General features: G+C 72.5%; 18 protein-coding genes and 1 tRNA gene. 10 read left to right on the plus strand and 9 right to left on the minus strand.

What is annotated here, in order from left to right:
* Positions 1 to 90: 90 nt before the first annotated feature.
* The 5 genes from ABZ898_RS20570 to ABZ898_RS20590 form a co-directional block, all read right to left on the minus strand.
* The gene (locus ABZ898_RS20570) at positions 91 to 693 is read right to left on the minus strand and encodes a 50S ribosomal protein L25/general stress protein Ctc (RefSeq protein WP_361660615.1); all 603 of its coding nucleotides are present in this window, start codon (positions 691 to 693) and stop codon (positions 91 to 93) included.
* Positions 694 to 901: 208 nt separating this feature from the next.
* Positions 902 to 1882 (minus strand): ribose-phosphate diphosphokinase, encoded by a 981-nt coding sequence (locus tag ABZ898_RS20575; protein ID WP_361660618.1) that lies wholly within the window; start codon positions 1880 to 1882, stop codon positions 902 to 904.
* Between the two features lie 147 nt (positions 1883 to 2029).
* A complete protein-coding gene (gene glmU / locus ABZ898_RS20580) occupies positions 2030 to 3478 on the minus strand; it encodes a bifunctional UDP-N-acetylglucosamine diphosphorylase/glucosamine-1-phosphate N-acetyltransferase GlmU (protein WP_361660620.1) in 1449 nt (482 codons plus the stop codon).
* 134 nt (positions 3479 to 3612) lie between these two features.
* Positions 3613 to 3688 (minus strand) — tRNA-Gln (locus tag ABZ898_RS20585).
* Positions 3689 to 3702: 14 nt separating this feature from the next.
* Positions 3703 to 4572 (minus strand): hypothetical protein, encoded by an 870-nt coding sequence (locus ABZ898_RS20590; RefSeq protein ID WP_361660623.1) that lies wholly within the window; start codon positions 4570 to 4572, stop codon positions 3703 to 3705.
* Between the two features lie 144 nt (positions 4573 to 4716).
* On the opposite strand from ABZ898_RS20590, the gene ABZ898_RS20595 reads away from it, so the two are divergent.
* Together ABZ898_RS20595 and ABZ898_RS20600 are read left to right on the plus strand one after the other, a co-directional pair.
* On the plus strand, positions 4717 to 6042 hold the full coding sequence (locus ABZ898_RS20595; protein ID WP_361660626.1) for a histidine kinase: 1326 nt from the start codon (positions 4717 to 4719) through the stop codon (positions 6040 to 6042).
* A 184-nt stretch (positions 6043 to 6226) separates the two neighbouring features.
* Entirely contained in the window at positions 6227 to 6757 is a 531-nt protein-coding gene (locus ABZ898_RS20600) for a calcium-binding protein (RefSeq protein ID WP_361660628.1), read from the plus strand.
* Between the two features lie 627 nt (positions 6758 to 7384).
* Here the strand turns inward: ABZ898_RS20600 and ABZ898_RS20605 are convergent.
* Both ABZ898_RS20605 and ABZ898_RS20610 read right to left on the minus strand, forming a co-directional pair.
* Positions 7385 to 7918 (minus strand): SUKH-3 domain-containing protein, encoded by a 534-nt coding sequence (locus ABZ898_RS20605; protein ID WP_361660631.1) that lies wholly within the window; start codon positions 7916 to 7918, stop codon positions 7385 to 7387.
* A 56-nt stretch (positions 7919 to 7974) separates the two neighbouring features.
* Positions 7975 to 8490 carry a YwqJ-related putative deaminase gene (locus ABZ898_RS20610; protein ID WP_361660634.1) on the minus strand — a complete coding sequence of 172 codons (516 nt, stop codon included), beginning with the start codon at positions 8488 to 8490 and terminating at the stop codon, positions 7975 to 7977.
* Positions 8491 to 8834: 344 nt separating this feature from the next.
* Here ABZ898_RS20610 and ABZ898_RS20615 point away from each other — a divergent pair, with 344 nt between their 5' ends.
* The 6 genes from ABZ898_RS20615 to mfd all read left to right on the plus strand — a co-directional run bounded on the left by ABZ898_RS20615 (position 8835) and on the right by mfd (position 21011).
* Positions 8835 to 9839 carry an SMI1/KNR4 family protein gene (locus tag ABZ898_RS20615; RefSeq protein ID WP_361660636.1) on the plus strand — a complete coding sequence of 335 codons (1005 nt, stop codon included), beginning with the start codon at positions 8835 to 8837 and terminating at the stop codon, positions 9837 to 9839.
* A gap of 10 nt (positions 9840 to 9849) precedes the next feature.
* On the plus strand, positions 9850 to 12357 hold the full coding sequence (locus ABZ898_RS20620) for an SUKH-4 family immunity protein (protein WP_361660639.1): 2508 nt from the start codon (positions 9850 to 9852) through the stop codon (positions 12355 to 12357).
* A 183-nt stretch (positions 12358 to 12540) separates the two neighbouring features.
* The gene (locus ABZ898_RS20625) at positions 12541 to 13404 is read left to right on the plus strand and encodes a cellulose-binding protein (protein ID WP_361660642.1); all 864 of its coding nucleotides are present in this window, start codon (positions 12541 to 12543) and stop codon (positions 13402 to 13404) included.
* Between the two features lie 403 nt (positions 13405 to 13807).
* Entirely contained in the window at positions 13808 to 14596 is a 789-nt protein-coding gene (locus ABZ898_RS20630) for an ABC transporter ATP-binding protein (RefSeq protein ID WP_361660645.1), read from the plus strand.
* A complete protein-coding gene (locus tag ABZ898_RS20635) occupies positions 14593 to 17172 on the plus strand; it encodes an FtsX-like permease family protein (RefSeq protein ID WP_361660648.1) in 2580 nt (859 codons plus the stop codon). Before ABZ898_RS20630 ends, ABZ898_RS20635 begins: the two co-directional genes overlap by 4 nt.
* A 305-nt stretch (positions 17173 to 17477) precedes the next feature.
* Positions 17478 to 21011, plus strand: a complete 3534-nt coding sequence (mfd, locus tag ABZ898_RS20640) for a transcription-repair coupling factor (protein ID WP_361660651.1) — start codon at positions 17478 to 17480, stop codon at positions 21009 to 21011.
* A 116-nt stretch (positions 21012 to 21127) separates the two neighbouring features.
* Here the strand turns inward: mfd and ABZ898_RS20645 are convergent, their stop codons facing one another.
* Positions 21128 to 21721 carry a TetR/AcrR family transcriptional regulator gene (locus ABZ898_RS20645; RefSeq protein ID WP_361660654.1) on the minus strand — a complete coding sequence of 198 codons (594 nt, stop codon included), beginning with the start codon at positions 21719 to 21721 and terminating at the stop codon, positions 21128 to 21130.
* 119 nt (positions 21722 to 21840) lie between these two features.
* Here ABZ898_RS20645 and ABZ898_RS20650 point away from each other — a divergent pair, with 119 nt between their 5' ends.
* Both ABZ898_RS20650 and ABZ898_RS20655 read left to right on the plus strand, forming a co-directional pair.
* Complete coding sequence (locus ABZ898_RS20650) at positions 21841 to 22752, plus strand: hypothetical protein (RefSeq protein WP_361660657.1); 912 nt, start codon at positions 21841 to 21843, stop codon at positions 22750 to 22752.
* A 152-nt stretch (positions 22753 to 22904) separates the two neighbouring features.
* Positions 22905 to 23621, plus strand: a complete 717-nt coding sequence (locus tag ABZ898_RS20655; protein ID WP_361660660.1) for an HNH endonuclease family protein — start codon at positions 22905 to 22907, stop codon at positions 23619 to 23621.
* 61 nt (positions 23622 to 23682) lie between these two features.
* On the opposite strand, the gene ABZ898_RS20660 is transcribed toward ABZ898_RS20655, so the two are convergent.
* Positions 23683 to 24399: a hypothetical protein gene (locus tag ABZ898_RS20660; protein ID WP_361660663.1), complete on the minus strand. Its 717-nt coding sequence runs from the start codon at positions 24397 to 24399 to the stop codon at positions 23683 to 23685.
* Positions 24400 to 24495 lie beyond the last annotated feature (96 nt).

The raw sequence follows: 24495 nt of genomic DNA on the forward strand, positions 1-24495 counted from the left end.
CCTCACGTGCGACAGCCGCCGCTCCCCCTCGGGGGAACGGCGGCTGGAGCTTTCGGACAGTCACCACCGCAAAAGCGGCGGAACCGCGGATCAGGCCTCGGCGGACTCGTTGCCCTCGGCGGCCTCGGTCTCGGCCTCGGTGGCCTCCTCGGCCTGGGCGGCCAGGACCTGCAGGACGACGGCGTCGTCCTCGACGGCCAGGGAGACGCCCTTGGGGAGCTTGATGTCCTTGGCGTGGACGGAGGCACCGGCCTCCAGGCCCTCGACGGAGACCGTCACGGACTCGGGGATGTGGGTGGCCTCGGCCTCGACCGGCAGCGCGTTCAGCACGTGCTCGAGCAGGTTGCCGCCCGGGGCCAGCTCGCCCTCGGCGACGACCGGGACCTCGACGGTGACCTTCTCGCCGCGCTTGACCAGCAGCAGGTCGACGTGCTCCAGGAAGCCCTTCAGCGGGTCGCGCACCACGGACTTCGGGATCGCCAGCTCGTTGGTCTTGCCGTCGATGTCCAGGGCGATCAGGACGTTCGGCGTACGCAGCGCCAGCAGCAGCTCGTGGCCCGGGAGGGTCAGGTGCAGGGGCTGGGAACCGTGGCCGTAAAGGACACCGGGGACCTTGTTGTCACGGCGGATGCGGCGGGCGGCACCCTTGCCGAACTCGGTGCGGGTCTCGGCGGCGAGCTTGACCTCGGACATACGGATCACTCCTCGTACAGGTAGATGCGGACGGGTCACCCGGCCACGAACGGCCTGCTACGAAGAGCGCGTCGATAACGGACAACCGGCACCCGTGCGGACACGAGCGCGGCCTCCCTCGCCGAGCAACTGTGGAAGTGTACTCGGCAAGGGAGGCCGCACCCAAAAGGATCTTCCGCCGCACCCGCTCAGCAGGCCGGCAGAAACCTCACTGCTCGTCGAAGAGGCTCGTCACCGAGCCGTCCTCGAACACCTCACGCACCGCGCTGGCGATCGTCCCGGCGATCGACAGCACCTTGATCTTGTCCAGGTCCGCCGCCAGCTCACCCGGCGTCGGCAGGGTGTCGGTGAACACGAACTCGCTCACCCGCGAGTTCTTCAGCCGGTCCGCCGCCGGACCCGACAGCACACCGTGCGTCGCCGTCACGATGACGTCCTCGGCACCGTGCGCGAACAGCGCGTCCGCGGCGGCGCAGATCGTGCCACCGGTGTCGATCATGTCGTCGACCAGCACGCAGATACGGCCCTCGACATCACCCACGACCTCGTGGACCGTCACCTGGTTCGCGACGTCCTTGTCCCGGCGCTTGTGCACGATCGCCAGCGGCGCACCGAGCCGGTCGCACCAGCGGTCGGCCACCCGCACCCGGCCCGCGTCTGGCGACACCACGGTCAGCTTCTCCCGGTCCACCTTCGCGCCCACGTAGTCCGCCAGCAGCGGCAGCGCGAACAGGTGGTCCACCGGGCCGTCGAAGAAGCCCTGGATCTGGTCCGTGTGCAAATCCACGGTCAGGATGCGGTCCGCACCCGCCGTCTTCATCAGGTCCGCGATCAGGCGCGCGGAGATCGGCTCACGGCCACGGTGCTTCTTGTCCTGACGGGCGTACCCGTAGAACGGCACGATCACCGTGATGGAACGCGCCGACGCCCGCTTCAGGGCGTCGATCATGATCAGCTGCTCCATGATCCACTTGTTGATCGGAGCCGTGTGGCTCTGGATCAGGAAGCAGTCCGCGCCACGCGCCGACTCCTGATAACGCACATAGATCTCGCCGTTGGCGAAGTCGAAGGCCTTCGTCGGGACGACCCCGACACCCAGCTTGTGGGCGACCTCCTCGGCAAGCTCGGGGTGGGCGCGGCCGGAGAAGAACATCATCTTCTTCTCGCCGGTCGTCTTGATCCCGGTCACAGCACTGTCTCCTCAGAGGTTCTCAGCCAGCCATCAGCCACGCGCCCTCTCGACGGCACGAGAGGGCCGAATCGGCTGGTAGGGGTGCGGTTGTGCACTTATCACGGTACGCCGTGTTTGGCGCACTCGTGTCCGACGAGCCTTCGCTCAGCCCTCGTCCACGCCCGCCCGGGACGCCGCCTCGGCCGCCTTCGCCGACGCGCTCCCCGGACGCTTGCGAGCCACCCAGCCCTCGATATTCCGCTGCTGGCCACGGGCCACGGCCAGCGAACCGGGCGGCACATCCTTCGTGATCACGGACCCCGCACCGGTGTACGCGCCGTCCCCGACCGTGACAGGAGCCACAAACATGTTGTCCGAACCGGTCTTGCAATGCGACCCCACCGTGGTGTGGTGCTTGCTCTCACCGTCGTAGTTCACGAACACGCTCGCCGCGCCGATGTTCGAGAAGTCACCGATCGTCGCGTCCCCCACGTACGACAGATGCGGAACCTTCGTCCCCTCACCGATCGACGCGTTCTTCGTCTCCACGTACGTACCGATCTTCGCCTTCACGCCCAGCCGCGTACCCGGCCGCAGATACGCGTACGGACCCACCGACGCGCCCTCACCGACCACCGCGCCGTCCGCCACCGTGTTGTCCACCCGCGCGCCCGCGCCCACGGCCGTGTCGTTCAGCCGGCTGTTCGGGCCGACCTCCGCACCCTCCGCGATCCGCGTGTCACCCGTGAGCTGCGTACCCGGGTGCACCACCACGTCACGCCCGAAGCCGACCGTCACGTCCACCCACGTCGTCGCCGGGTCCACCACGGTCACACCGTCCAGCATCGCGGCCGTCAGCAGACGGTCGTTCAGCGTCCGGCGGGCCTCCGCCAGCTGCACCCGGTTGTTGATCCCGGCGATCTCCCGGTGGTCACCGGCCACCGAAGCGCCGACCCGGTGCCCGGCCGCCCGCAGGATGCCCAGCACATCGGTCAGGTACTCCTCGCCCTGACTGTTGTCCGTACGCACCTGCTTCAGCGCCTCCGACAGCAGCGCGCCGTCGAACGCGAACACGCCGCTGTTGATCTCGCGGATCGCCCGCTGGCCCTCGCTCGCGTCCTTGTGCTCCACGATCGCGGTCACCGCGCCGCTCGCGCCGTCCCGCACGATGCGCCCGTAACCGGTCGCGTCCGGGACCTCGGCGGTCAGCACGGTCACCGCGTTGCCGTCGGCCCGGTGCGTGCCCGTGAGGGCCGCCAGGGTGCCGGCGGTCAGCAGCGGCGTGTCGCCGCAGACCACCACGACGGTGCCGTCCACGGAGCCGCCCAGCTCCTCCAGCGCCATCCGCACCGCGTGCCCGGTGCCGTTCTGCTGCTCCTGCACCGCCGTGCGGACCTGGGGGTCGATCTCGGCGAGGTGCGCGGCGACCTGCTCACGGGCATGGCCGACGACGACGACCAGCTCGGCGGGGTCCAGCTCACGGGAGGCGGCCAGCACGTGACCGACCAGGGAGCGGCCGCAGATCCGGTGCAGGACCTTCGGTGTGGCCGACTTCATACGGGTGCCCTCACCCGCTGCGAGAACGACGACGGCTGCCGGGCGAATGGCGCTCACGGGGTTGCCTTTCGGCTCTGGGAAGAGGTGGTGACTGGCGGCAGAATACCGGGGGGGTTTTCGGCGGACATGAGAGCGGGTCCCGCCGGGGGTTGTAACCGGTCGAGACCCGAACTTTCGAAACCTGCGCGCTGTGGCTCCCCCGCAAGGATTCGAACCTTGTCCTGCTGGTACCAAAAACCAGTGTGCTGCCAGTTACACCACGGGGGACAGCGCGTCAGACCTTACCCGAGACGTGCTCGGGCCTGGGCCACGATTCCACCCCACCAGCCCTCGACGCGGTTGTACAGGTCGGCGCTCCGGGACACGTCCACGACCAGGCAGCCGTGATAGTCGACTCCCGTGTTCTTGCGGACCGTTCGGGGGTTGTGCCGTTTGAGTGTCGGCTTGGCCAGGACGGACACGTCGACGCCGGTCACACCGGCCCAGAAGCGCTGGGCGGCCGGCACGTCCGCCGACTCGTGGATCAGCACCCGGAACCCCCGCAGGGCCCGGTCCACGCCGATCAGGTCGAGCCAGGCGAGGTAGGTGTGGATCACGCCGGGGTCGCTGTTGACGAACACGAGCCGCTCGCGGCGGTCGTAGGGCTTGCTCTTCTGGCCCTCCGCCCAGTACAGCGCGACCCCGGCCAGGAAGAGCTCTCGGTCCGTGAGCTGCCCGATCTCCGCTCGCGCCGCGTCTCTGGCCTCCTCCAGTCGCCGCCGCTCCGCCGCCCGGTGCCGCTCCAGCCCCTCGCGCATGAGCGCCTGCCGCTCCTCGGGTGTGTACCGCGGAGCGGGCTTCGGCAGGTCCCGTACCCACAGGGAGGCCGAGCTGCGGGAGCAGCCGAGGGCGGCTTCGATCTGGTCGTAGGTGTGGCCCTGGAGGCGGAGGGTTCTCGCCTGTTCCCGGAGGTCGTCCTTGGCGTTGGGGCGTTTCGTCCAGGCGGGGGCCGGTTCGCCGGCGACGAGGCGGTTGAGGAGGTCGTTGTTGTGGACCTTCAGGTGGTCCCGGATCTGGCGCAGGCTCATGCCCTGACGGCGGAGCGCGACCGCTTGTGCGCGGAGGTTCTCGAAGTCGGCGTACTTGCTGCTTTTGCCTGGTGAATGTGCCATTTGCATAGCCTGCGGGCGGAATATGTCCTTCCGGAGGCGGACCGGTGGAGTTCGGCAGTTCGAGTGACCCGGCCGGGTCCGGCCCGGGACGGGTAGGCGAAAGTCACCGGAAAAGCCGCCCTGGGCGCCCGTAGGCTGGAGGGCATGACCACGACGGGGGAAGACCACACCAGGGCACCGACCGGCCCGTGGTGGTGGGAGAGACGGCGCGGCGCGGTCCTGGACGGCGCCCTCGCGCTGGTGTCCGCGCTGGAGTGCGGCGCGGAGGGCATCCCGTTCGCGCGGGACGCGGACGTGCCGCTGTGGCTGGGTGTCGTGTTCGGCCTGCTCGTCGGCTCGGTGCTGCTGGTGCGCCGGAAGTGGCCGGTCGCGGTGGTCCTGGTGTCGATCGCGGTGACGCCCGCCCAGATGGGTTTCCTGATGGGCATCGTCGGCCTGTACACCCTGGCGGCGTGCGAGCTGCCGCGCCGGGTGATCGTGGCGCTGGCGGGCATGTCGCTGGTGGGCACGATGATCGTGACGTTCGTGCGGGTGCGCCAGGACATGGCGAGCGGCGATCTGACCCTGGGTGACTGGTTCGTGCCGTTCGCCGCGGTGGCGACCTCGCTGGGGGTGACGGCGCCGCCGCTGCTGCTGGGGCTGTACGTGGGGGCCCGGCGCCGGCTGATGGAGAGCCTGCGGGAGCGGGCGGACAGCCTGGAGCGGGAGCTGCAGCTGCTGGCGGAGCGTGCGGAGGAGCGTGCCGAGTGGGCGCGCAGCGAGGAGCGCACGCGGATCGCGCGGGAGATGCACGACGTGGTGGCGCACCGGGTGAGTCTGATGGTGGTGCACGCGGCGGCGTTGCAGGCGGTGGCCCGTAAGGACCCGGAGAAGGCGGTGCGGAACGCGGCGCTGGTGGGGGACATGGGCCGGCAGGCGTTGACGGAGCTGCGGGAGATGCTCGGGGTGCTGCGTTCGGGGGAGGACGGGGCGCGGCGGCGGGTCGAGCCGGTGCCCGTGGTTGTGCCGTTGGCGGCGGTGGGGGCCGCGGCGGAGGCGGCGGCGTCGAAGGCGGCGGCCGAGGTGGTCGTGGTGGACGGGCCGTGGCTGTCGGAGCTGGAGGAGCTGGTGGGGCAGTCGGCGGCGGCCGGGATGGTGGTGGCGCTGTCGGTGGAGGGTGAGCTGCGGTCGTATCCGGCGGAGGTGGAGCAGACGGCGTACCGGGTGGTGCAGGAGGCGTTGACGAACGTCCACAAGCACGCGGCGGGTGCGAAGACGTACGTGCGGCTGGCTCACCGGTCGGCGGAGATCGCGATGCAGGTGGAGAACGATTCGCCGCCGGAGCCGGGGTCGGCGTCGGCGGGGCTGCCGTCGGGCGGCAACGGTCTGGTGGGGATGCGGGAGCGGGTCGTGGCGCTGGGGGGCGTGTTCGTGTCGGGGCCGACGGACGCGGGGGGTTTCCGGGTGTCGGCGGTGATCCCGGCGGCGTAGGGGCGGCGTGGGGGTGATGTCCGGGCGCCGCTTCTGTCGGTCGTGGCGCGCAATCCTCGGTGGGTGCTGAATCCACCCATCGGGTGAAGGTGCCTGGCGGGCGGCATGCGGAGGGCTTTTGGGACGCAGTGTGTCGGTGCGTCCCGAGGGGTTCGGGGCGGGCCGGCTGAAGGGTGTGGGAGTCATGCGTACGGAGGCCATCGACCGGGTGACGCTGGTGTTCGCGCTGTTCGACGCGAACGGCAACGGTCATCTGGACCCGGATGATTTCGAGCTGATGTCGTCGCGGGTGACGGCGGCGGCGGAGGGGTCGGACGCGGCCGCGCGGGCGCGGATGGCGGCGGCGTTCCGGCGGTACTGGGAGACGCTGGAGGCGGAGCTGGACGCGGACGGGGACGGGCGGGTCACGCTGGAGGAGTACAAGGCGTGCGTGCTGGCGCCGGAGCGGTTCGGGGGGACGGTCCGGGAGTTCGCGGAGGCGCTGGCGGCGCTGGGTGATCCGGACGGGGACGGGGCGATCGAGCGGCCGCTGTTCATGGGGCTGATGCGGGCGATCGGTTTCGCGGGTCCGAACATCGACGCGCTCTTCGACGCGTTCGGCCCGGACGAGGGGGACCGCATCGCGGTGGCGACGTGGATCGGGGGCATCGAGGACTTCTACGCCCCGGACAAGGCGGGAATCCCGGGCGACCGACTGGTGGACGCGGGGGTCTGAGGAGGGGCGCGCCGCTGGTTTGGGTGGTGCGGCGGTGTGGCTGGGGCCAGATGCTGTGCCGCCGGGGCCGGCCGTCGTCGGCCACTGTGGTGCGGGGGTGGCGCCGGGTGATGGCTGTCCGGTGGGTTGGGGCGGGGACGCCGTAGGGCCGCGTCTGGGAAGCGTGGGCCGGGATTGGGGCGGGGCCTGGTGATGCGAACTGTGGGCGCCACCGTCGTCGGCCTCTGTGGTGCGGGGGTGGCGTCCGGGTGAGGCATGTCCAGCGGGGCCCGGCGGGTGCGTCGTAGGGCCACTTACGAGGTGCGGGCGGGGGCCCCGGGCCGTGTGACGAGCCGGGAGGCAGGCGCCGGTGTTCGTGGTGGCGTGGAGGGCGGGTGAGGCGTCCGGGTGAGCTGCTCAGGGGGTTCGGGCGTGGACGTCGTGCGGGGGTGGGCCGGGGCCTGGTGATGTGCCGGGTGTCGGCCGCCGTCGGCCGCTGCGGAGCTGGGCGGAGTCCGGGGTGGGGTTGTCCGGCGGGACCGGGCGGGGGCGCTGCGGGGCCTCGTGCGGGGTGCGGGCGGGGTGTGGCCGGGGCCGGGTGATGGATCGGGCCCCGGCTGCGCGTGTTCGCCGTGCGGGGCGGGCGGGTCAGCCTGTGGTGAGGCGGACGGGCTGGGTTCCGGCGATGAGTGCGGTGAGGGCGTGGTCGATGTCGGGGCCGAGGTACCAGTCGCCGGTGTGGTCGAGGGTGTAGACGCGGCCCTGGGTGTCGATGGCGAGGAGGGCGGCGGTGTCGGTCTCCTCGCCCAGGGGGCTGAGTTCGGTGCCGAGCGCGCGGCCGAGGTCGCCGAGGGTGCGGGCCAGGTGGAGGCCCTGCAGGGGGTCGAGGTGGAGGGCGGCGGGGGCGATCTGGCGGCCGGAGCCGGTGGGGGCGACGCGCAGTCCGCCGAATTCGGCCCAGGCTTCGACGGCGGCGGGGAAGACGGCGTGCCGGTGTCCGGCGGGGGAGAGGTGTTCGCGCAGGGTGTCGGCCCAGATCTCGGCCTGCTTTATGTCCCAGCGGCCGGGGTGCCAGCCCGCGGTGCGCAGTGCGTTGTCGACCGCGCCGGGGAAGCGGGGGGCGGTGCCGCCCGGCCCGTGGGGTGCGGTGGGCCTGGGGGATGAGGTGCGGTCGGGGTGCATCTGCCCTATCGATCGTCGTGCTGGTGAGCTGGTTCTGGGGCCCGGCGGGGGCGGGGTCAGTCGCCGGTGGTGGCCGGGTCGACGATGCGGACGCCGAAGTGGGCGCTGAGGGCGGCGCAGGCGCGGCAGGGGGTGGCGAAGCTGCCGTGCAGCGGGTCGCCGTCCTCCCGTATGCGGCGGGCGGTGAGCTTGGCGTGCTTGAGGGACTTGCGGGCCTCGCCGTTGGTCATGGGGCGGCGGGCGGAGCGCCTGCTGCGGGTGGCGTCGGCGGCGGTCAGGTGCCGGGAGATGAGGATCGTTTCGGCACACCGTCCGGTGAAGCGGTCGCGCTGGCCGCTTGTGAGGGTGTCGAGGAAGTCCTGCACGAGGTGGTGCAGGGGGGTGCTCTGGTCGCCGCGGGCGGCGGTGCCGGTGAGGGTGGCGCCGCGTACGGAGAGGGCGGCGGCGACCGCGGGGAGGATGCCGTCGCGGCGCTGGAGGAGGGCCGGGGCCGGCGGCTCGTGGGTGTCGCTCCAGCCGATGCGGGGATCGCCGGCCCGCACGTCGGTACCTCCGGTCGGCATGGTGTTCATGATCGTCTTCCCTCCCCTGGGCCCGCGCCCGGAGGACACAGAGTGCCAAATGCCGTGGCGGCTGCGGAAGCTGGGGCGGTGCGACACGCCAGGGAGGGCCTTGCCCGTCACATCTGGTGACGGATGGTCACACAAATGACGGGCTTTCGGCGGGGTGTTCGAGAGAAGGCGGGGGTGGCGGTGCGGAGTGCCGGGGTCCGGTGGGCCGGTGACCGGTGCACGCGTACCGCATAGGCTGTCGGCACCGCGCCGGGGCGCGGGCAAGGGCGTCGGTGACGTTGAAGACAGTCGGATACGGGTCGGGGCGTCCCGGCTCGTACAGAGTGCCGCAGGGGGCAACCGCCATGACGACAGGTCGGCTCGGGCAGGAAGCCGCGCCGCCGAACGCGGCCTATGCCGGGCAGGTCGTGCACTTCCCGGACCCGGTGCGGGCGGCCCGCCATCCGCGCGGGGTGCGGATCGACGAGCACGGTCATCCCGACTTCTCCCCGTACGCGCGCGCGGCGGCGGAGATCGCGGAGCCCCCGGAGGGGTTCGGGGTCGACGAACTGCGGCTGACGGACTACGTGTCGGCGAACGCGGTGCTGGCGGCGGCGGGGCACGAGCTGTGGGACACGGTGCCCGACGTGGCGACGCCGCACGGCTGGACGTGGCACCACGTGGCGGGTTCGCGCCGTCTGGAGCTGATCCCGGTCGAGGTGAAGGCGCTGCTGCGGCACCACGGCGGGGTGGCGACGGCGGTGGTGGACCACGCCAAGCGCGGCACGCGCCCGCTGAACGAGACGCGTCCGGCGCACTTCGCGCTCCCCAAGTCGGGGATCGCGGTGACGGAGTCGCAGGTGCAGGCGGTCGAGGAGGACCTCGGCTACCGGCTGCCGGGCGCCTACCGGTCGTTCTTGAAGGCGGCGGGCGGCTGCGCCCCGGTGGGCGCCGCGCTCGACGCCGAGCTGGGACTGCTGCTGGACCAGCCGTTCTTCACGGTGCGCGACGAGGCCGCGGTCAACGACCTGGTGTACGTCAACAAGTGCCTGCGCGACCACCTGACCAAGGACTACCTGGGCGTCGCGTTCGTCCAGGGCGGTCTGGTCGCGGTCAAGGTACGGGGCGAGCGGGCCGGTTCGGTGTGGTTCTGCGCGTACGACGACGTGCGGGACGTGGACCCCTCGTGGTCGGCGGCGGAGCGCGTGGAGCGGCTGCTGCTGCCCTGCGGTGACGACTTCGACGCGTTCCTGTCCCGGCTGGCCGGTGATCCGCCGGAGCTGGAGACGGTGGCGAGTCTGATGGTGGACGGCGGCTTCGCGCACGCCGTCCCGGTGTCTGCGGCGCCCCCGGCGCCGGCGGGGGAGTGAGGTCCGGGTCATGGTGACGTTTGCGCGCGCGCAGGAGCGCGGCGAGGAGTGGGTCAACGGGGACGTCCCCGCGTACCAGCACCGGGAGGTGCGGGTGCGGGAGTTCGACCTCGGGTTCGTGGTGTGGGGCGAGGACCGGGCCGACGGGCCGCGTTCCGACGCGGGCGGGCAGCGGCTGGTGATCGCGCGGGACAGCGGCGAGGCCACGCTGTGGCCCGCGCTGCCGGTGGGCGAGGTGATCCGCCGGTACGAGGAGCTGTACGGCCGTCCCGACGACGTCGAGGACGCGGTGCCGGTGCCGCCCGCCGCGCGGGTGGACCTCAACCAGACCTCGTTCCTGCTGAGTCCTCCGGAGTGGCTGCAGGAGGCGGCGGACAAGCTGGGCATCCCGGACCGGCGGCCGCAGGACACGCGGGGCGGCGCGGACTCCGGACCGTCCCAGGGTCCGGCGCCGGTGCCGTCCCAGGGGGCCGACCCGCTTCCGGCTCAGGGGGCCGGCCCGGTGCCGCCCCAGGCGCCGAACCCCGTTCCGGCCCAGGGCGCGCCCGCCGGGTCGGGGCTCGCTCCCACCCAGGCCGGGGTGCCGGCCGCCCCGTCGGAGGGGGCCGGGTGGCCCGCCGCCGCGGGGGACGCGCCGGGCGCCGGGGACACCCCGTGGGCCGGTACGGACACCAACGCCGAGGGCGGCGAGGACCGTTCGGTGCCGCTGCCGGCGACGGTGTTCGCGCCGCCGCTGAACGACGGCGCCCCGCGCCCGCCCGCCGCCGAGCCGGACGCGAAGACGGCGCTGATGTCGGGCGGCAGTCAACTCCCGCCCACCGCGGTCGCCCCCGCCGTGGACGGCGCCGCGGCTCCGCCTGCCCAGGGCGCCCCCGCCGGTCCGGCGCGGCCGCTGCCGCCGCACGCCGGGGACATCGCCGACGCCGCGACCAGCAAGGCCGCGCCGCCGCCGCGCAAGCCGCGCGGTCCGGGCGCGCCCCCGCCGCCGCCCGGCGCCCCCGGCACCCCGGGCGCCCGCCCGGGCGGCACCCCCGAGGGGTACGTACCGACGCGGCTGGTGTCCTCGCTCGGGCCCGAGAACCCCGACGCCGCCGGTCCCGCGGGGGCGCCGCGGCCGCCGGAGGCTCCGGGCACCCCGGCGCCGCCCCGGCCCGCCGGGGCCCCCGGTGCCGTGCACCACGCGGAGACGGTGCTGGCGCAGCCCCCGGTGAGCGGCCCCGGCGTTCCTCCGCCCCCGTCGGCGCCCGGCGTGCCTCCCGCGCCCGGCACCCAGCCGACGGCGGGGATGCCTCCCGTACCCGGACCGCCCCCCGGCCCGCCCGCCGCGCCGCACGCGGGCCCGCCCCCGGCGCCGATGCCCCACGCGGGCCAGGCGCCGCAGGGCGCGCCCATGCCTCCGCCCGGCGCCATGCCCCCGCCGGGCGCGATGCCGCCTCCGGGGGCCATGCCGCCGCCGGCCGGTGGGATGCCGCCCGGTGCCATGCCGCCCCCGGCCGCGCCGATGCCGGGCGCGCCGGCGGCCTACGGCTATCCGCAGCCGGGGCAGCCGATGGTGGGGCCCGGCTATCAGGCGGTGCTGCGCTACCGCGCGCAGGACGGCTCGGAGCAGCAGCTGATCCGGCGTTCGGCGCCGGGCACCCCGCACCCGGAGTGGCAGATCTTCCACGAGCTGCGCGCGATGAACGTGCCGCCGGACCAGGTGCTGGAGCTGCACACCGAGCTGGAGTCCTGTGAGCTGCCGGGCGCCTACTGCGCGCGGATGATCCGGGAGCAGTGGCCGCAGGCGCGGATCGCGTCCATCGCGCCGTACGGCACCGATCACGCCAGCCGCCAGGAGGGCATGCAGGAGCTGCTGGCCCATCAGGGCGAGCTGCACCAGGTGGCGGACGGTCCCGCGCGGCCGGGACCGGTGCGCGCGCCGCTGCCGCCGGTGCCGCCCGTGCCGCCGGTCCCGCCGGAGGGTGTCGCGCAGGAGCTGGCGGCGGTGTTCGGGCCGGGCGTGTACCGGTTCGAGCAGCAGGCGGTGGCCCGGCAGGGCGTGCCGCCGGTCGTGGCGCACACCCTGGTGGTGGCCGGACTCCCGCTGGACATGAACCCGTTCTTCTGGGCGCAGGCCCAGCCGGGCCGTCCGGTGCCGACGCTGGCGGAGCTGGCGGCCGAGCGGGGGGTCGCCCCGGCCTCGGACGCGGGGTCCTACCTGGTGATGGGTACGGACTTCGGCAAGGCGATCTGTGTGCAGTACGGGACGGCGAACATCGTGGCCGTGCCGGTGGAGAGCGGTCCCGGCGGGGCGCCGGTGCCGCCGCAGTTCGTCAACTCCGGGCTGCCCGAGTTCGCGCGCTGCCTGGCCCTGCTGGGCCGGATGTGGCGGCTGCGCTACGGCCTGAACCAGGAGCAGGCGGCCCGCTGGACGGTCGACTTCCAGGCTCAGCTGGCCGCGCTGGACCCGGCCGCGCTGGCGTCGCCGGAGAGCTGGTGGTCGGTGCTGCTGGAGCAGATGTGGGACGGGCTGCTTTAGCGGGCACGTCCGTCGAAACACGGGGTCCTTCACCGGTTCGGGTGAAGGACCCCTTCGCGTTCCGCGGCGCTCCCGGGCCAGGTGCCGTCCGCGGAGTGTCGCGGCAAGGACCCGTACGACCCGACCGGCAGGATATGCGCGAAATCATCATGTCGGTTATATCCGGCGGAAAGGGGTCCCAGGGTGAGCGTCACGGCGAGGACACCGCGCGGCTACCGGCCCGGCCAGGTCGACGCGTACCTGGCGTTGCTGTCCGAGGACAGGGACGCCGCCTGGGAGCGCGCGGCCCGGCTGACCGTGCTGGCCCGGCGGATGGAGACGGAGTCCGCGCGGCTGCGCGAGATGGCCGCGGGGCTGGCCCCGCAGGACTACGCGGCTCTCGGCGAGGGCGCCCGGCACGCGTTCGGGCTGCTGCGCGAGGAGGCGGCCCGTGTGTGCGAACGGGCCCGTCAGGAGGCGCGGCAGCGGCTCGCGCGGGCCGAGGAGGAGGCCGCCGGCCTGCTGGGCGCCGCGCGGGAGGCGGCCGGGGTGCTGTGCGCCGAGGCCGAGGAGGCGGCTGGGCGGATGCTGCTGGCGGCGCGTGCCGAGGCGGACGGGGTGCGCGTCGGTGCCCGGCGCGAGGTGCGGGAGCTGCGCGGGCGGGCCCTCGCGGTCCTGCGCGAGGCGCGGGCCCACGGCGCCGCCGTCCTCGCCGCGCAGGAGGCCGAGCACGCCGAGCGCGGCGCGGCGGTCGGACACGCGGAGGAGGAGCGGGCGGCCGAGGCCGCGGCCCGCCTCGCCGAGCGGACGGCCCGCGCGGAGGCCGCGCTCGCCGCGGCGGAGCGGGACGTGGAAGAGGCGGCGGCCGCGGCCCGTCACGGCGAGGACGAGGCACGCGCGCGTGCCGCCGGGATCCTCGCCGAGGCCCGCGGTCACGCCGACCGCACGGCCCGCGAGACCGAGCGCGTCCTGCGCGAGCACGGTGACACCTGGGACGACGTACAGGCCCAGACGGTCCGGGTGCGCGACCGTCTCACCGCCCTGACCGGCCGGGCCGCCGCACGGTGACGCCGGGTCAGGTGCCGGGGTGCCTATGCGGAGGGTTGCCCCTGACGCGGCGTGAGGGTGGAGGCTGACTCGGGTCCGGGGTGGAGACGACCCTGAGAAAGGCTCCACCCGGCGGTGGAGTACCCCTAGGGGTATCTCCGTACGACGGCTCGGGGAGGGTTCGTCCCCGCGGAGGACGAGAGCGGGCGCGCCCCGTCCTTAGTCTGGCTTTATGCCGTCGGGGGGCGGCAGCCGAACCCCGGGGGTGGGGATTTCCCCCGGGGAGACGGGGGCCCGCACCAGCGTGCGGGACCCCCCGCCACGGCCAGACTCGAGGCGTAGCGCACGGACGCACCGGCCCGCACCATCCCGCATCGCACCGCGACCCAGGTCGCCCGCGATCGATCCGCATAGGAGACATACCGTGACATCGGCTGTGACCATTCCCAGGCACGGGGGCACTGGAGGGCCTACGGCCGTCGCCGCGCGGGCGCGGCAGGTCGTGAAGGCGTACGGGGCCGGGGAGACCCGCGTCGTCGCCCTCGACCACGTCGACGTGGACATCTCCCGCGGCGGGTTCACCGCGATCATGGGCCCCTCCGGCTCCGGCAAGTCGACCCTGATGCACTGCCTCGCCGGTCTGGACACGGTGACCAGCGGTCAGATCTACCTCGACGAGACCGAGATCACCGGCCTGAAGGACAAGAAGCTCACCCGGCTGCGCCGCGACCGGATCGGCTTCATCTTCCAGGCGTTCAACCTGCTGCCGACGCTGAACGCCCTGGAGAACATCACGCTGCCCATGGACATCGCGGGCCGCAGGCCCGACAAGGCGTGGCTGGACCAGGTCGTGGAGACCGTCGGCCTCACGGACCGGCTCAAGCACCGGCCCGCCCAGCTCTCCGGCGGCCAGCAGCAGCGTGTCGCCGTGGCCCGCGCGCTCGCCGCCCGCCCGGAGATCATCTTCGGTGACGAGCCGACGGGAAACCTCGACTCGCGGGCCGGCGCCGAGGTCCTCGGCTTCCTGCGCCGCTCGGTCGACGAACTGAGCCAGACCATCGTCATGGTCACCCACGACCCCGTCGCCGCCTCCTACGCGGACCGCGTGCTCTACCTGGCCGACGGCCGGATCGTGGACGAGATGCTGAAGCCCACGGCCGACCAGGTCCTGGACCGCATGAAGGACTTCGACGCGCGGGGGCGCACCTCATGACCGTCCTGAAGACCTCGCTGCGCAACTTCTTCGCGCACAAGGGCCGGATGGCGCTGTCCGCGATAGCGGTCCTGCTGTCGGTGGCGTTCGTGTGCGGCACGCTGGTGTTCACCGACACCATGAACACCACCTTCGACAAGCTCTTCCAGGCCACGTCCTCCGACGTCACGGTGAGCGCCAAGGGCGCCTCGGACACCGGGGAGACCACCTCCGACACCGGCAAGCCGCCCGTCCTGCCCGCCGCCGTGGTCGGTGAGATCCGGCGGACGCCCGGCGTGAAGTCGGCCGAGGGCACGGTGTTCTCCACCTCGGTCACGGTGATCGACGGCGACAAGGACAAGCTGTCGCCCACCAGCGGCGCGCCGACCATCGTCGGCAACTGGAACGCCAACGACGCCCGCACCATGAAGATCACCACCGGCGCCGCGCCCAAGGGCTCCGGCCAGATCATGGTCGACGCCGACACCGCGAAGAAGCACCACCTGAAGCCCGGCGACGACATCGGCGTCATCACCGCCGTCGGCACGCACCACGCGCGCGTGTCCGGCATCGCCACCTTCACCGTCACCAACCCCGGCGCGGCGATCTTCTACCTGGACACGAAGACCGCCCAGCAGACCCTGGTCGGCCGCACCGGCGTCTACACCAACGTCAACGTCACCGCCGCCCAGGGCGTCACCGACGCCCGCCTCAAGCGCGACGTGGCCTCCGCCCTCGGCGCCGGCTACAAGGTGCAGACCGCCAAGGAGGTGGCCGACGCCAACCAGCAGGACGTCAAGAGCTTCCTCGACGTCATGCGGTACGCGATGCTCGGCTTCGCCGGGATCGCCTTCCTGGTCGGCATCTTCCTGATCATCAACACCTTCTCGATGCTGGTCGCCCAGCGGACCCGCGAGATCGGCCTGATGCGGGCCATCGGCTCCTCCCGCCGCCAGGTCAACCGCTCGGTGCTGATCGAGGCCCTGCTGCTCGGCGTCATCGGCTCCGTGCTCGGCGTCGGCGCCGGGGTCGGCATCGCCGTCGGCCTGATGAAGCTCATGGGCCAGATGGGCATGCACCTGTCCACGGACGATCTGACGGTCGCCTGTACCACCCCGGTCGCCGGTGTGGTGCTCGGCATCGTCGTCACCGTCCTCGCCGCCTACCTGCCGGCCCGCCGCGCGGGCAAGGTCTCCCCGATGGCCGCGCTGCGCGACGCGGGCGCCCCGGCCGACGCCAGGGCCGGAGTGATCCGCGCGGTGATCGGTCTGGTCCTCACCGGGGCGGGCGCGGCCGGCCTGTTCGCGGCCGCCGCCGCCGACAAGGCCACCGCCGGCTCCGCCTGGCTGGGCCTCGGCGTGGTGCTCACCCTGATCGGCTTCGTCGTGATCGGCCCGCTGCTCGCCTCCGGCGTGGTGCGCGTCCTCGGCGCGATCGTCCTCAGGGTCTTCGGCCCGGTCGGCCGCATGGCCGAGCGCAACGCGCTGCGCAACCCGCGCCGCACCGGCGCGACCGGCGCGGCCCTGATGATCGGCCTCGCCCTGGTCGCCTGCCTGTCCGTGGTCGGCTCCTCCATGGTGGCCTCCGCCACCGACCAGCTCGACAAGACCGTGGGCGCCGACTTCATCGTGCAGAGCGACAACGGCTCCGTCATCACCCCGCAGGCCGTCGACGCGCTCAAGAAGACCCCGGACCTGGAGCGGGTCACCGAGTACAAGGTCCTGAACGCCGCCCTGACCACCCCGGACGGCAAGGTCTCCCAGCGCGAGACGATCAACGCGGCCGACCCGACCTACGCCCAGGACCTGCGCACCGAGACCGTCCAGGGCGACCTCGCCGACGCCTACGGCCCCGACTCCATGTCCGTCTTCGCGGGCTTCGCCAAGGAACACGGCATCAAGCTGGGCTCCAAGGTGGACGTCGCCTTCAAGGACGGCCGCACCGCCCGGCTGACGGTCCGCGCGATCACCAGCGACGACGTCGTGATCGACAAGGGCGCGATGTACGTCTCCATCGCCACCGTCAAGAAGTACGTGCCCGCCGACAAGATGCCGCTCGACCTGCTGTTCTTCGCCACCGCCAAGGACGGCCAGCAGGACGCCGCGTACAAGTCGCTCAAGGCCGCGCTGCACGACTACCCGCAGTACACCGTGCGCGACCAGACCGACTACAAGCAGGCGCTCAAGGACCAGATCGGCCAGCTCCTCAACCTGATCTACGGCCTCCTGGCGCTGGCCATCATCGTCGCCGTCCTCGGCGTGGTGAACACCCTCGCGCTGTCGGTGGTCGAACGCACCCGCGAGATCGGTCTGATGCGCGCCATCGGCCTCTCCCGCAGGCAGCTGCGCCGCATGATCCGCCTGGAGTCCGTGGTGATCGCCCTGTTCGGCGCCCTCCTGGGCCTGGGCCTGGGCATGGGCTGGGGCGCCACCGCCCAGAAACTCCTCGCCCTCCAGGGCCTCACCGTCCTGGAGATCCCCTGGCCGACCATCATCACGGTCTTCATCGCCTCGGCCTTCGTGGGCCTGTTCGCCGCACTGATCCCGGCGTTCAGGGCGGGACGGATGAACGTGCTGAACGCGATCGCCACGGAGTAGGGGGACTGACGGTGGTATCCGGTGCCGGGAGCCTGGGGGCTCCCGGCACCGGCGTGTTCTTGGTGGGGGCAGTTGCTTTTCAAGTTGCCCTCTCCAGCCGACAGCTACGGGTGGGCTGGGTGGAAAGCGGGGGTCCAGGGGGCGGAGCCCCCTGGTACGCGGGCTACAGCACAGGGCACCGGAACAACAGGGGTTATCCACAGCCCCCGCCAAGCCCGACCGCAGCGTCGTACGCTGGAAGACCCCCGGCCCGTACGACGAGTCGGGCGATTCGCGTTCCCACCCCCAGGACGGAAAGCCCCTCCATGAGCCTGCACGGTCTGCTCGACGCCGTCGTCAAGGACCCCGCCCTCGCGGAAGCGATCACCGCGGCCACGGACGGCAACCGCCCCCACATCGACCTCGTAGGCCCACCCGCGGCCCGCCCCCTGGCGATCGCCGCCCTGGCCCGCGACACCACCCGCCCGGTGCTCGCGGTGACGGCCACCGGCCGTGAGGCGGAGGATCTGGCCGCGGCCCTCCGCTCCCTGCTGCCCTCCGAGGGCGTCGTGGAGTACCCCTCCTGGGAGACGCTGCCGCACGAACGCCTCAGCCCGCGCAGCGACACCGTCGGCCGCCGCCTGGCCGTCCTGCGCCGCCTGGCCCACCCCCGCCCCGACGACCCCGAGACCGGCCCCGTCTCCGTCGTCGTGGCCCCCGTGCGCTCCGTGCTCCAGCCGCAGGTCAAGGGCCTGGGAGACCTGGAACCCGTATCCCTGCGGACGGGCCAGACCGCCGACCTGAACGAGATCGTGGAAGCCCTCGCGGCCGCCGCGTACGCGCGCGTGGAGCTCGTCGAGAAGCGCGGCGAGTTCGCCGTACGCGGCGGCATCCTGGACGTCTTCCCGCCCACCGAGGAACACCCCCTGCGCATCGAGTTCTGGGGCGACGACGTGGAGGAGATCCGCTACTTCAAGGTCGCCGACCAGCGCTCCCTGGAAGTCGCCGAACACGGCCTGTGGGCCCCGCCCTGCCGCGAACTGCTGCTCACCGACGACGTGCGCGCCCGCGCGCGTGCCCTCGCCGAGGAACACCCCGAGCTGGGCGAACTCCTCGGCAAGATCGCCGAGGGCATCGCGGTGGAGGGCATGGAGTCCCTTGCCCCGGTCCTCGTCGACGACATGGAACTCCTGCTGGACGTGCTCCCCAAGGGCTCGATGGCCGTGGTGTGCGACCCGGAGCGCGTCCGTACCCGCGCCTCCGACCTCGTCGCCACCTCCCAGGAGTTCCTGCAGGCGTCCTGGGCGGCCAGCGCGGGCGGCGGCGAGGCGCCCATCGACGTCGGCGCCGCCTCCCTGTGGTCCATCGCGGACGTGCGCGACCGCGCGCGCGAGCTGGACATGATGTGGTGGTCCGTCTCGCCGTTCGCCGCCGACGAGGAGTTCGACGGCGACACCCTCAAGCTCGGCATGCGCGCCCCCGAGACCTACCGCGGCGACACCGCCAGAGCGCTCGCCGACACCAAGGGCTGGCTCTCCGAGGGCTGGCGCACGGTGTTCGTCACCGAGGGGCACGGCCCGGCCGCCCGCACGGTCGAGGTCCTGGGCGGCGAGGGCATCGCGGCCCGGCTGGACGCCGACCTCGCCGAGCTGAGCCCGTCCGTGGTGCACGTCTCCTGCGGCTCGATCGACCACGGCTTCGTGGACGCGGCACTCAAGCTGGCCGTCCTCACCGAGACCGACCTGACCGGGCAGAAGGCCGCCGGCCGCGAGGGCACCCGCATGCCCGTCCGCCGCCGCAAGACCATCGACCCGCTCACCCTGGAGGCAGGCGACCACATCGTCCACGAGCAGCACGGCGTCGGCCGCTACATCGAGATGGTGCAGCGCACCGTCCAGGGCGCCACCCGCGAGTACCTGGTCGTGGAGTACGCGCCCGCCAAGCGCGGCCAGCCCGGCGACCGGCTGTACATCCCCACCGACCAGCTCGAGCAGATCACCAAGTACGTCGGCGGCGAGGCCCCCACCCTGCACCGCCTCGGCGGCGCCGACTGGACCAAGACCAAGGCGCGCGCCAAGAAGGCCGTCAAGGAGATCGCCGCCGACCTGATCCGGCTCTACAGCGCCCGCATGGCCGCCCCCGGCCACGCCTTCGGCGGCGACACCCCCTGGCAGCGCGAGCTGGAGGACGCCTTCCCGTACGCGGAGACCCCCGACCAGCTCACCACCATCGCCGAGGTGAAGGAGGACATGGAGAAGTCGGTCCCGATGGACCGTCTGATCTGCGGCGACGTCGGCTACGGCAAGACCGAGATCGCGGTCCGCGCCGCCTTCAAGGCCGTCCAGGACGGCAAGCAGGTCGCCGTCCTCGTCCCGACCACCCTGCTCGTGCAGCAGCACTTCGGCACGTTCTCCGAGCGGTACTCGCAGTTCCCGGTCAACGTGCGCGCCCTCTCCCGCTTCCAGACCGAGACCGAGGCCAAGGCCGTCCTGGAAGGGCTCAAGGACGGCTCGGTGGACGTCGTCATCGGCACCCACCGCCTGTTCTCCTCCGAGACCAAGTTCAAGGACCTCGGCCTGGTCATCGTCGACGAGGAGCAGCGCTTCGGCGTCGAGCACAAGGAGCAGCTCAAGAAGCTGCGCGCCAACGTGGACGTCCTCACCATGTCCGCCACGCCCATCCCGCGCACCCTGGAGATGGCGGTCACCGGCATCCGCGAGATGTCCACGATCACCACCCCGCCCGAGGAGCGCCACCCCGTCCTCACCTTCGTCGGCCCGTACGAGGAGCGGCAGATCGGTGCCGCCATCCGCCGTGAACTGCTGCGGGAGGGCCAAGTCTTCTACATCCACAACCGGGTCGAGTCCATCGACCGCGCGGCTGCCAGGCTCCGCGAGATCGTCCCCGAGGCGCGGATCGCCACGGCGCACGGCCAGATGTCCGAACAGGCCCTGGAACAGGTCGTGGTGGACTTCTGGGAGAAGAAGTTCGACGTACTGGTCTCCACGACGATCGTCGAGTCCGGCATCGACATCTCCAACGCCAACACCCTGATCGTGGAGCGCGGCGACAACTTCGGCCTCTCCCAGCTGCACCAGCTCCGCGGCCGCGTCGGCCGAGGCCGCGAGCGCGGGTACGCCTACTTCCTGTACCCGCCGGAGAAGCCGCTCACCGAGACCGCGCACGAACGGCTCGCCACCATCGCCCAGCACACCGAGATGGGCGCGGGCATGTACGTCGCCATGAAGGACCTGGAGATCCGCGGCGCCGGCAACCTGCTCGGCGGCGAGCAGTCCGGCCACATCGCGGGCGTCGGCTTCGACCTCTACATGCGGATGGTGGGCGAGGCCGTCGCCGACTACCGCCGTCAGCTGGAGACCGGCGAGATCGAGGAGGAGCCGCCGCTCGAGGTCAAGATCGAGCTGCCAGTCGACGCGCACGTCCCGCACGACTACGCGCCCGGCGAGCGGCTGCGCCTCCAGGCGTACCGGTCCATCGCCTCCGCCAACTCCGAGGACGACATCAAGGCCGTCCGCGAGGAACTCACCGACCGCTACGGCAAGCTGCCCGAGCCGGTGGAGAACCTGCTGCTGGTCGCCGGTCTGCGGATGCTCGCGCGGGCCTGCGGTGTCGGCGAGATCGTCCTCCAGGGCAACAACATCCGCTTCGCGCCGGTGGAGTTGCGCGAGTCGCAGGAGCTGCGGCTGAAGCGGCTGTACCCGGGCTCGGTCATCAAGGCGACCGCGCACCAGGTGCTCGTGCCGCGGCCCAAGACGGCGAAGATCGGCGGCAAGCCGCTGGTCGGCCGCGAACTCCTGGGCTGGGTCGGGGAGTTCCTGGCGTCGATCCTGGGGTCCTGAGCCGGTCGGTCGTGGCGAAGGGCCGGGGAGCGTACTTCCCCGGCCCTTTTCGCTGCCCCGTTGTCCCGCTGCCTCTCTGACCTGCTGTCCCGCTGTCTCGCCGTCCGGGGCCGGGGTCAGTCGGCCGCCGAGTGGAACAGCATCGCCGCGAGCGCACGGAACGTGTCCTCCGGGTCCTCCTCGCCCACCTGGCCGTCGAGGTTGTGGCCGAGGAGCAGGGTCGCGAAACCGTGGGCCAGGGACCACGCGGCCATCCCGGCCAGTTGGGCGTCGGGGCCCCGGTCACCGGGATCGACGCCGGAGACGGCCCGGTCCAGCGCGTCCTTGGCGAGCGCGCGGGCCGTGGTCAGTTCGAGGTCCTCGGCGCGCAGCGGTTCCGGGCCGAACATCACCTGGAAGTGCGCGGGGTGTTCGCGGGCGAAGCGGACGTAGCGCACCCCCGCCTCCCGCAGCCCGGAAGCCTCCCGCAGGGCCTGGGCGAGCTGCCCGAAGCCCTCGGCGGCGATCGCGGTGAGCAGCCCGGCGCGGTCCTTGAAGTGGTGCGCGGGCGCCGCGTGCGAGACCCCGGCCCGGCGGGCGAGGTCGCGCAGGCTGAGCGCGCCGGCGCCGTCGGCGGCGATGACGTCGAGCGCGGCGGACAGCACGGCTCGCCGCAGATCGCCGTGGTGGTACGACCGCCGTTCCGCGGACGCGGACTTCGAGGGGTTCATGGGCACCAGAATACGCTGAGACTAGTCATTGACAAGTTCTTCGCGGCCCGGCAATCTAGTCAGTGTCAAGTCAGTCGGCGGCGCCCGGTCCACGGTCGCGTACGGGGGAGGAGGCCGGCATGTCCGAGAAGGCTCTGGGAGCGGTGGAAGCGGCGGGAGTTGGGGGAGCTGTGGAGACGGCGCGCGTGCGCCAGCTCTGGCATCTGCTGGAACCGTTCCACGCGCTGCTGTACTACGCGCCCGAGGTCGAGCAGGAGATGGCCGCGCTCGGCTTCGGCACCGAGGACCGCTGGCCAGCCTACTTTCCGTTGCGCGCCGCCCCGTTGGGCGAGGTCGGCCCCGAGCGGGTGGCCTCCGCCTTCTACAGCTTCAGTCCGCGCATGGTTGCCGGGCACATGGGGCGGGCGTGGGACATCGCCGGCCCCCGGGAGGTGCTGGAGGCCCGGCTGCGCGGCATCGACCGCGCCTACCGTGCCATCCTCGGGGACCGTGTCGAGGGGCCGGGTCTCGCCGAGGCGGCCGCGCTGGCCCGTCGCGCGGCCGAGTCCGCGGGCACCGGGGGCCGCCCGCTCGCGGCGGCCAACGCCGAACTGCCCTGGCCCGAGGCCCCGCACCTGCAGTTGTGGCACGCGGCCACCGTCCTGCGCGAACACCGTGGCGACGGACACCTGGCCGCCCTGCTGGTCGCCGGGCTCGATCCGGTGGAGTCGCTGGTGTCCTTCGCGGCGATAGGCGCCGCGTCCGTGGAGCGCTTCGAAAGCCGCGGCTGGAGCCGTGAGGAGTGGGCCGCCGCTCGCGAACGCCTCGCCGTGCGCGGCCTGGTGCAGCCGGACGGCACGGCCACGCGGGACGGCCGCGCCCTGCGCCGCCGGGTGGAGGAGCACACCGACACGCTGGCCGCGGCCCCTTGGCAGTCCCTCGGCCGAGCGGACGCCGACCGCCTCTCCGACCTCCTGGGCGACCACTGGGTCGCGGTCCTCTCCTCCGGCCTCCTGCCCTCCGAATCGACCCTGGGCATAGGCAAGGTCTGAGCGAGGCGCGCGAACCGGCAGACCCTCAGGGCCCCGAATAACCCTGTACGCCCCTTTGGTTCCTCTCCAGCAAGCGCGGCCCGGCGGTTACGGTGGAGAGCGGATCTCTCCGCCCGCGTCCGCGGACGGACCGGGCGAGTGAGGGGGGCGCCGTGAAGCGTCTGTGGGGTGGGGCGGCCACCGCCGTCGTCGTACTGGCCACCGTGACGGGCTGCAAGACCGATCAGATCGAAGGGCCTTCAGGCCCCGAGGGAACCGGCGCCCGCGGGGCCGCCCTGACCGCCCTCGACTCACTTGAGGTCAAGGGCCGCGCGCCGAAGACCGGTTACTCCCGTGAGCGATTCGGCAGCGCCTGGGCCGACACCGACTCCAACTCCTGCGACACGCGGGACGACATCCTCAAACGGGACCTGAAGGAGGTGAAGTTCAGCGGAGGCACGTGCAAGGTCGTCTCCGGGGTGCTCGAACACGACCCCTACTCCGGCAAGACGGTCACCTACCGGCGCGGTCGCAGCCAGGTCGACATCGACCATGTCGTCGCCCTCTCGGACGCCTGGCAGAAGGGCGCCAAGTACTGGGACTCCAGCAAGCGCATAGCCCTCGCCAACGACCCCCTCAACCTCCTGGCGGTCGACGCGAGCACCAACCGCGGCAAGGGCGACGGCGACACCGCCAGCTGGGTCCCCCCGGAGAAGGGATACCGCTGCACCTACGTCGCCGCCCAGGTCGCCGTGAAGAAGAAGTACGACCTGTGGGCCACCTCGGCGGAGAAGTCCGCGATGAAGAAGGTCCTCACCGGCTGCCCCGACCAGAAGCTCCCCACGGGCGGCAATCCCACCAAGGCCCCGTCCCGCTTCCGGGCCCGCTGAGCACCGCCGCCCGGGCAGGTCAGCTCTGGTAGGTGAGCTCTAGCAGGTCAGCTTCGGCAGATCAGCTCTTGGCCTGCGCGGCCTTCAGCGAGTCCACGACGTGCTTCGCCAGCTTGGCGGCTTCGGCGGCGCCGTTGTCCTTGCCGGTGGAAGACGTCACGCTGACCACAGCGTTGCCCACGCGGGCGGCGACCAGGGTCGTGCCGTTCTCCCACTGGGCACTGGTGATCGTCATGGTGTAGGCGTCGTCGCCGAGCCCGGGGGTCGTGGTGCCCACGAGCTTCGCCTTCGAGTGGTCCTGGAGGTTCGTGAACGAGGCGCAGGTCCCGGCGGCGGCCCGCACCTCCTTCATGACCGAGGCGGCGGTCGCGCCCTGGAACACGTCGATCTCCTGGACCATCACCTCGGTCTCGTCCTTGTTGGCGTAGCCGCCCAGCGCGAACGAGGCGCCGCCCTTGTAACCCGTCACGTCGAGCCACGTCGTGTTCTCGAACTTGACGCAGTCCGGCTTCGCCGTGTCCCGGCTGACCGTCGAGGCGTACTGCTTGCCGCTGTCCGTGAAGCCGTCCTTCATCGGGCTGAGGTGCGACGGGAAGAACGACGCCGGCGCCAGAACTCCCTTGAGCTGGCTACCCGTCATCAGGCCGGCGTTCAGGTTCTTCGCCTTCGGCTCCTTGCCCGGCGCGGCGGAGTCGGAGGAGCCACCGGAGCAGGCGGCCAGGGCCAGCGGAAGCGCGGCGACGGCGAGGACCTGGGCGAAGCGGGACTTGATGCGCATGAGAGTTCCTACCGAGGAGTGGGTGAGAGGGGACGGAAGAAGAGGCAGAGGAAGAGGGGGGAGGGGGGGAGGGGGCGGGCGGGGCGAGAGGAAGGG

The organism is Streptomyces sp. NPDC046860 (assembly GCF_040645115.1).
Taxonomy (GTDB): domain Bacteria; phylum Actinomycetota; class Actinomycetes; order Streptomycetales; family Streptomycetaceae; genus Streptomyces.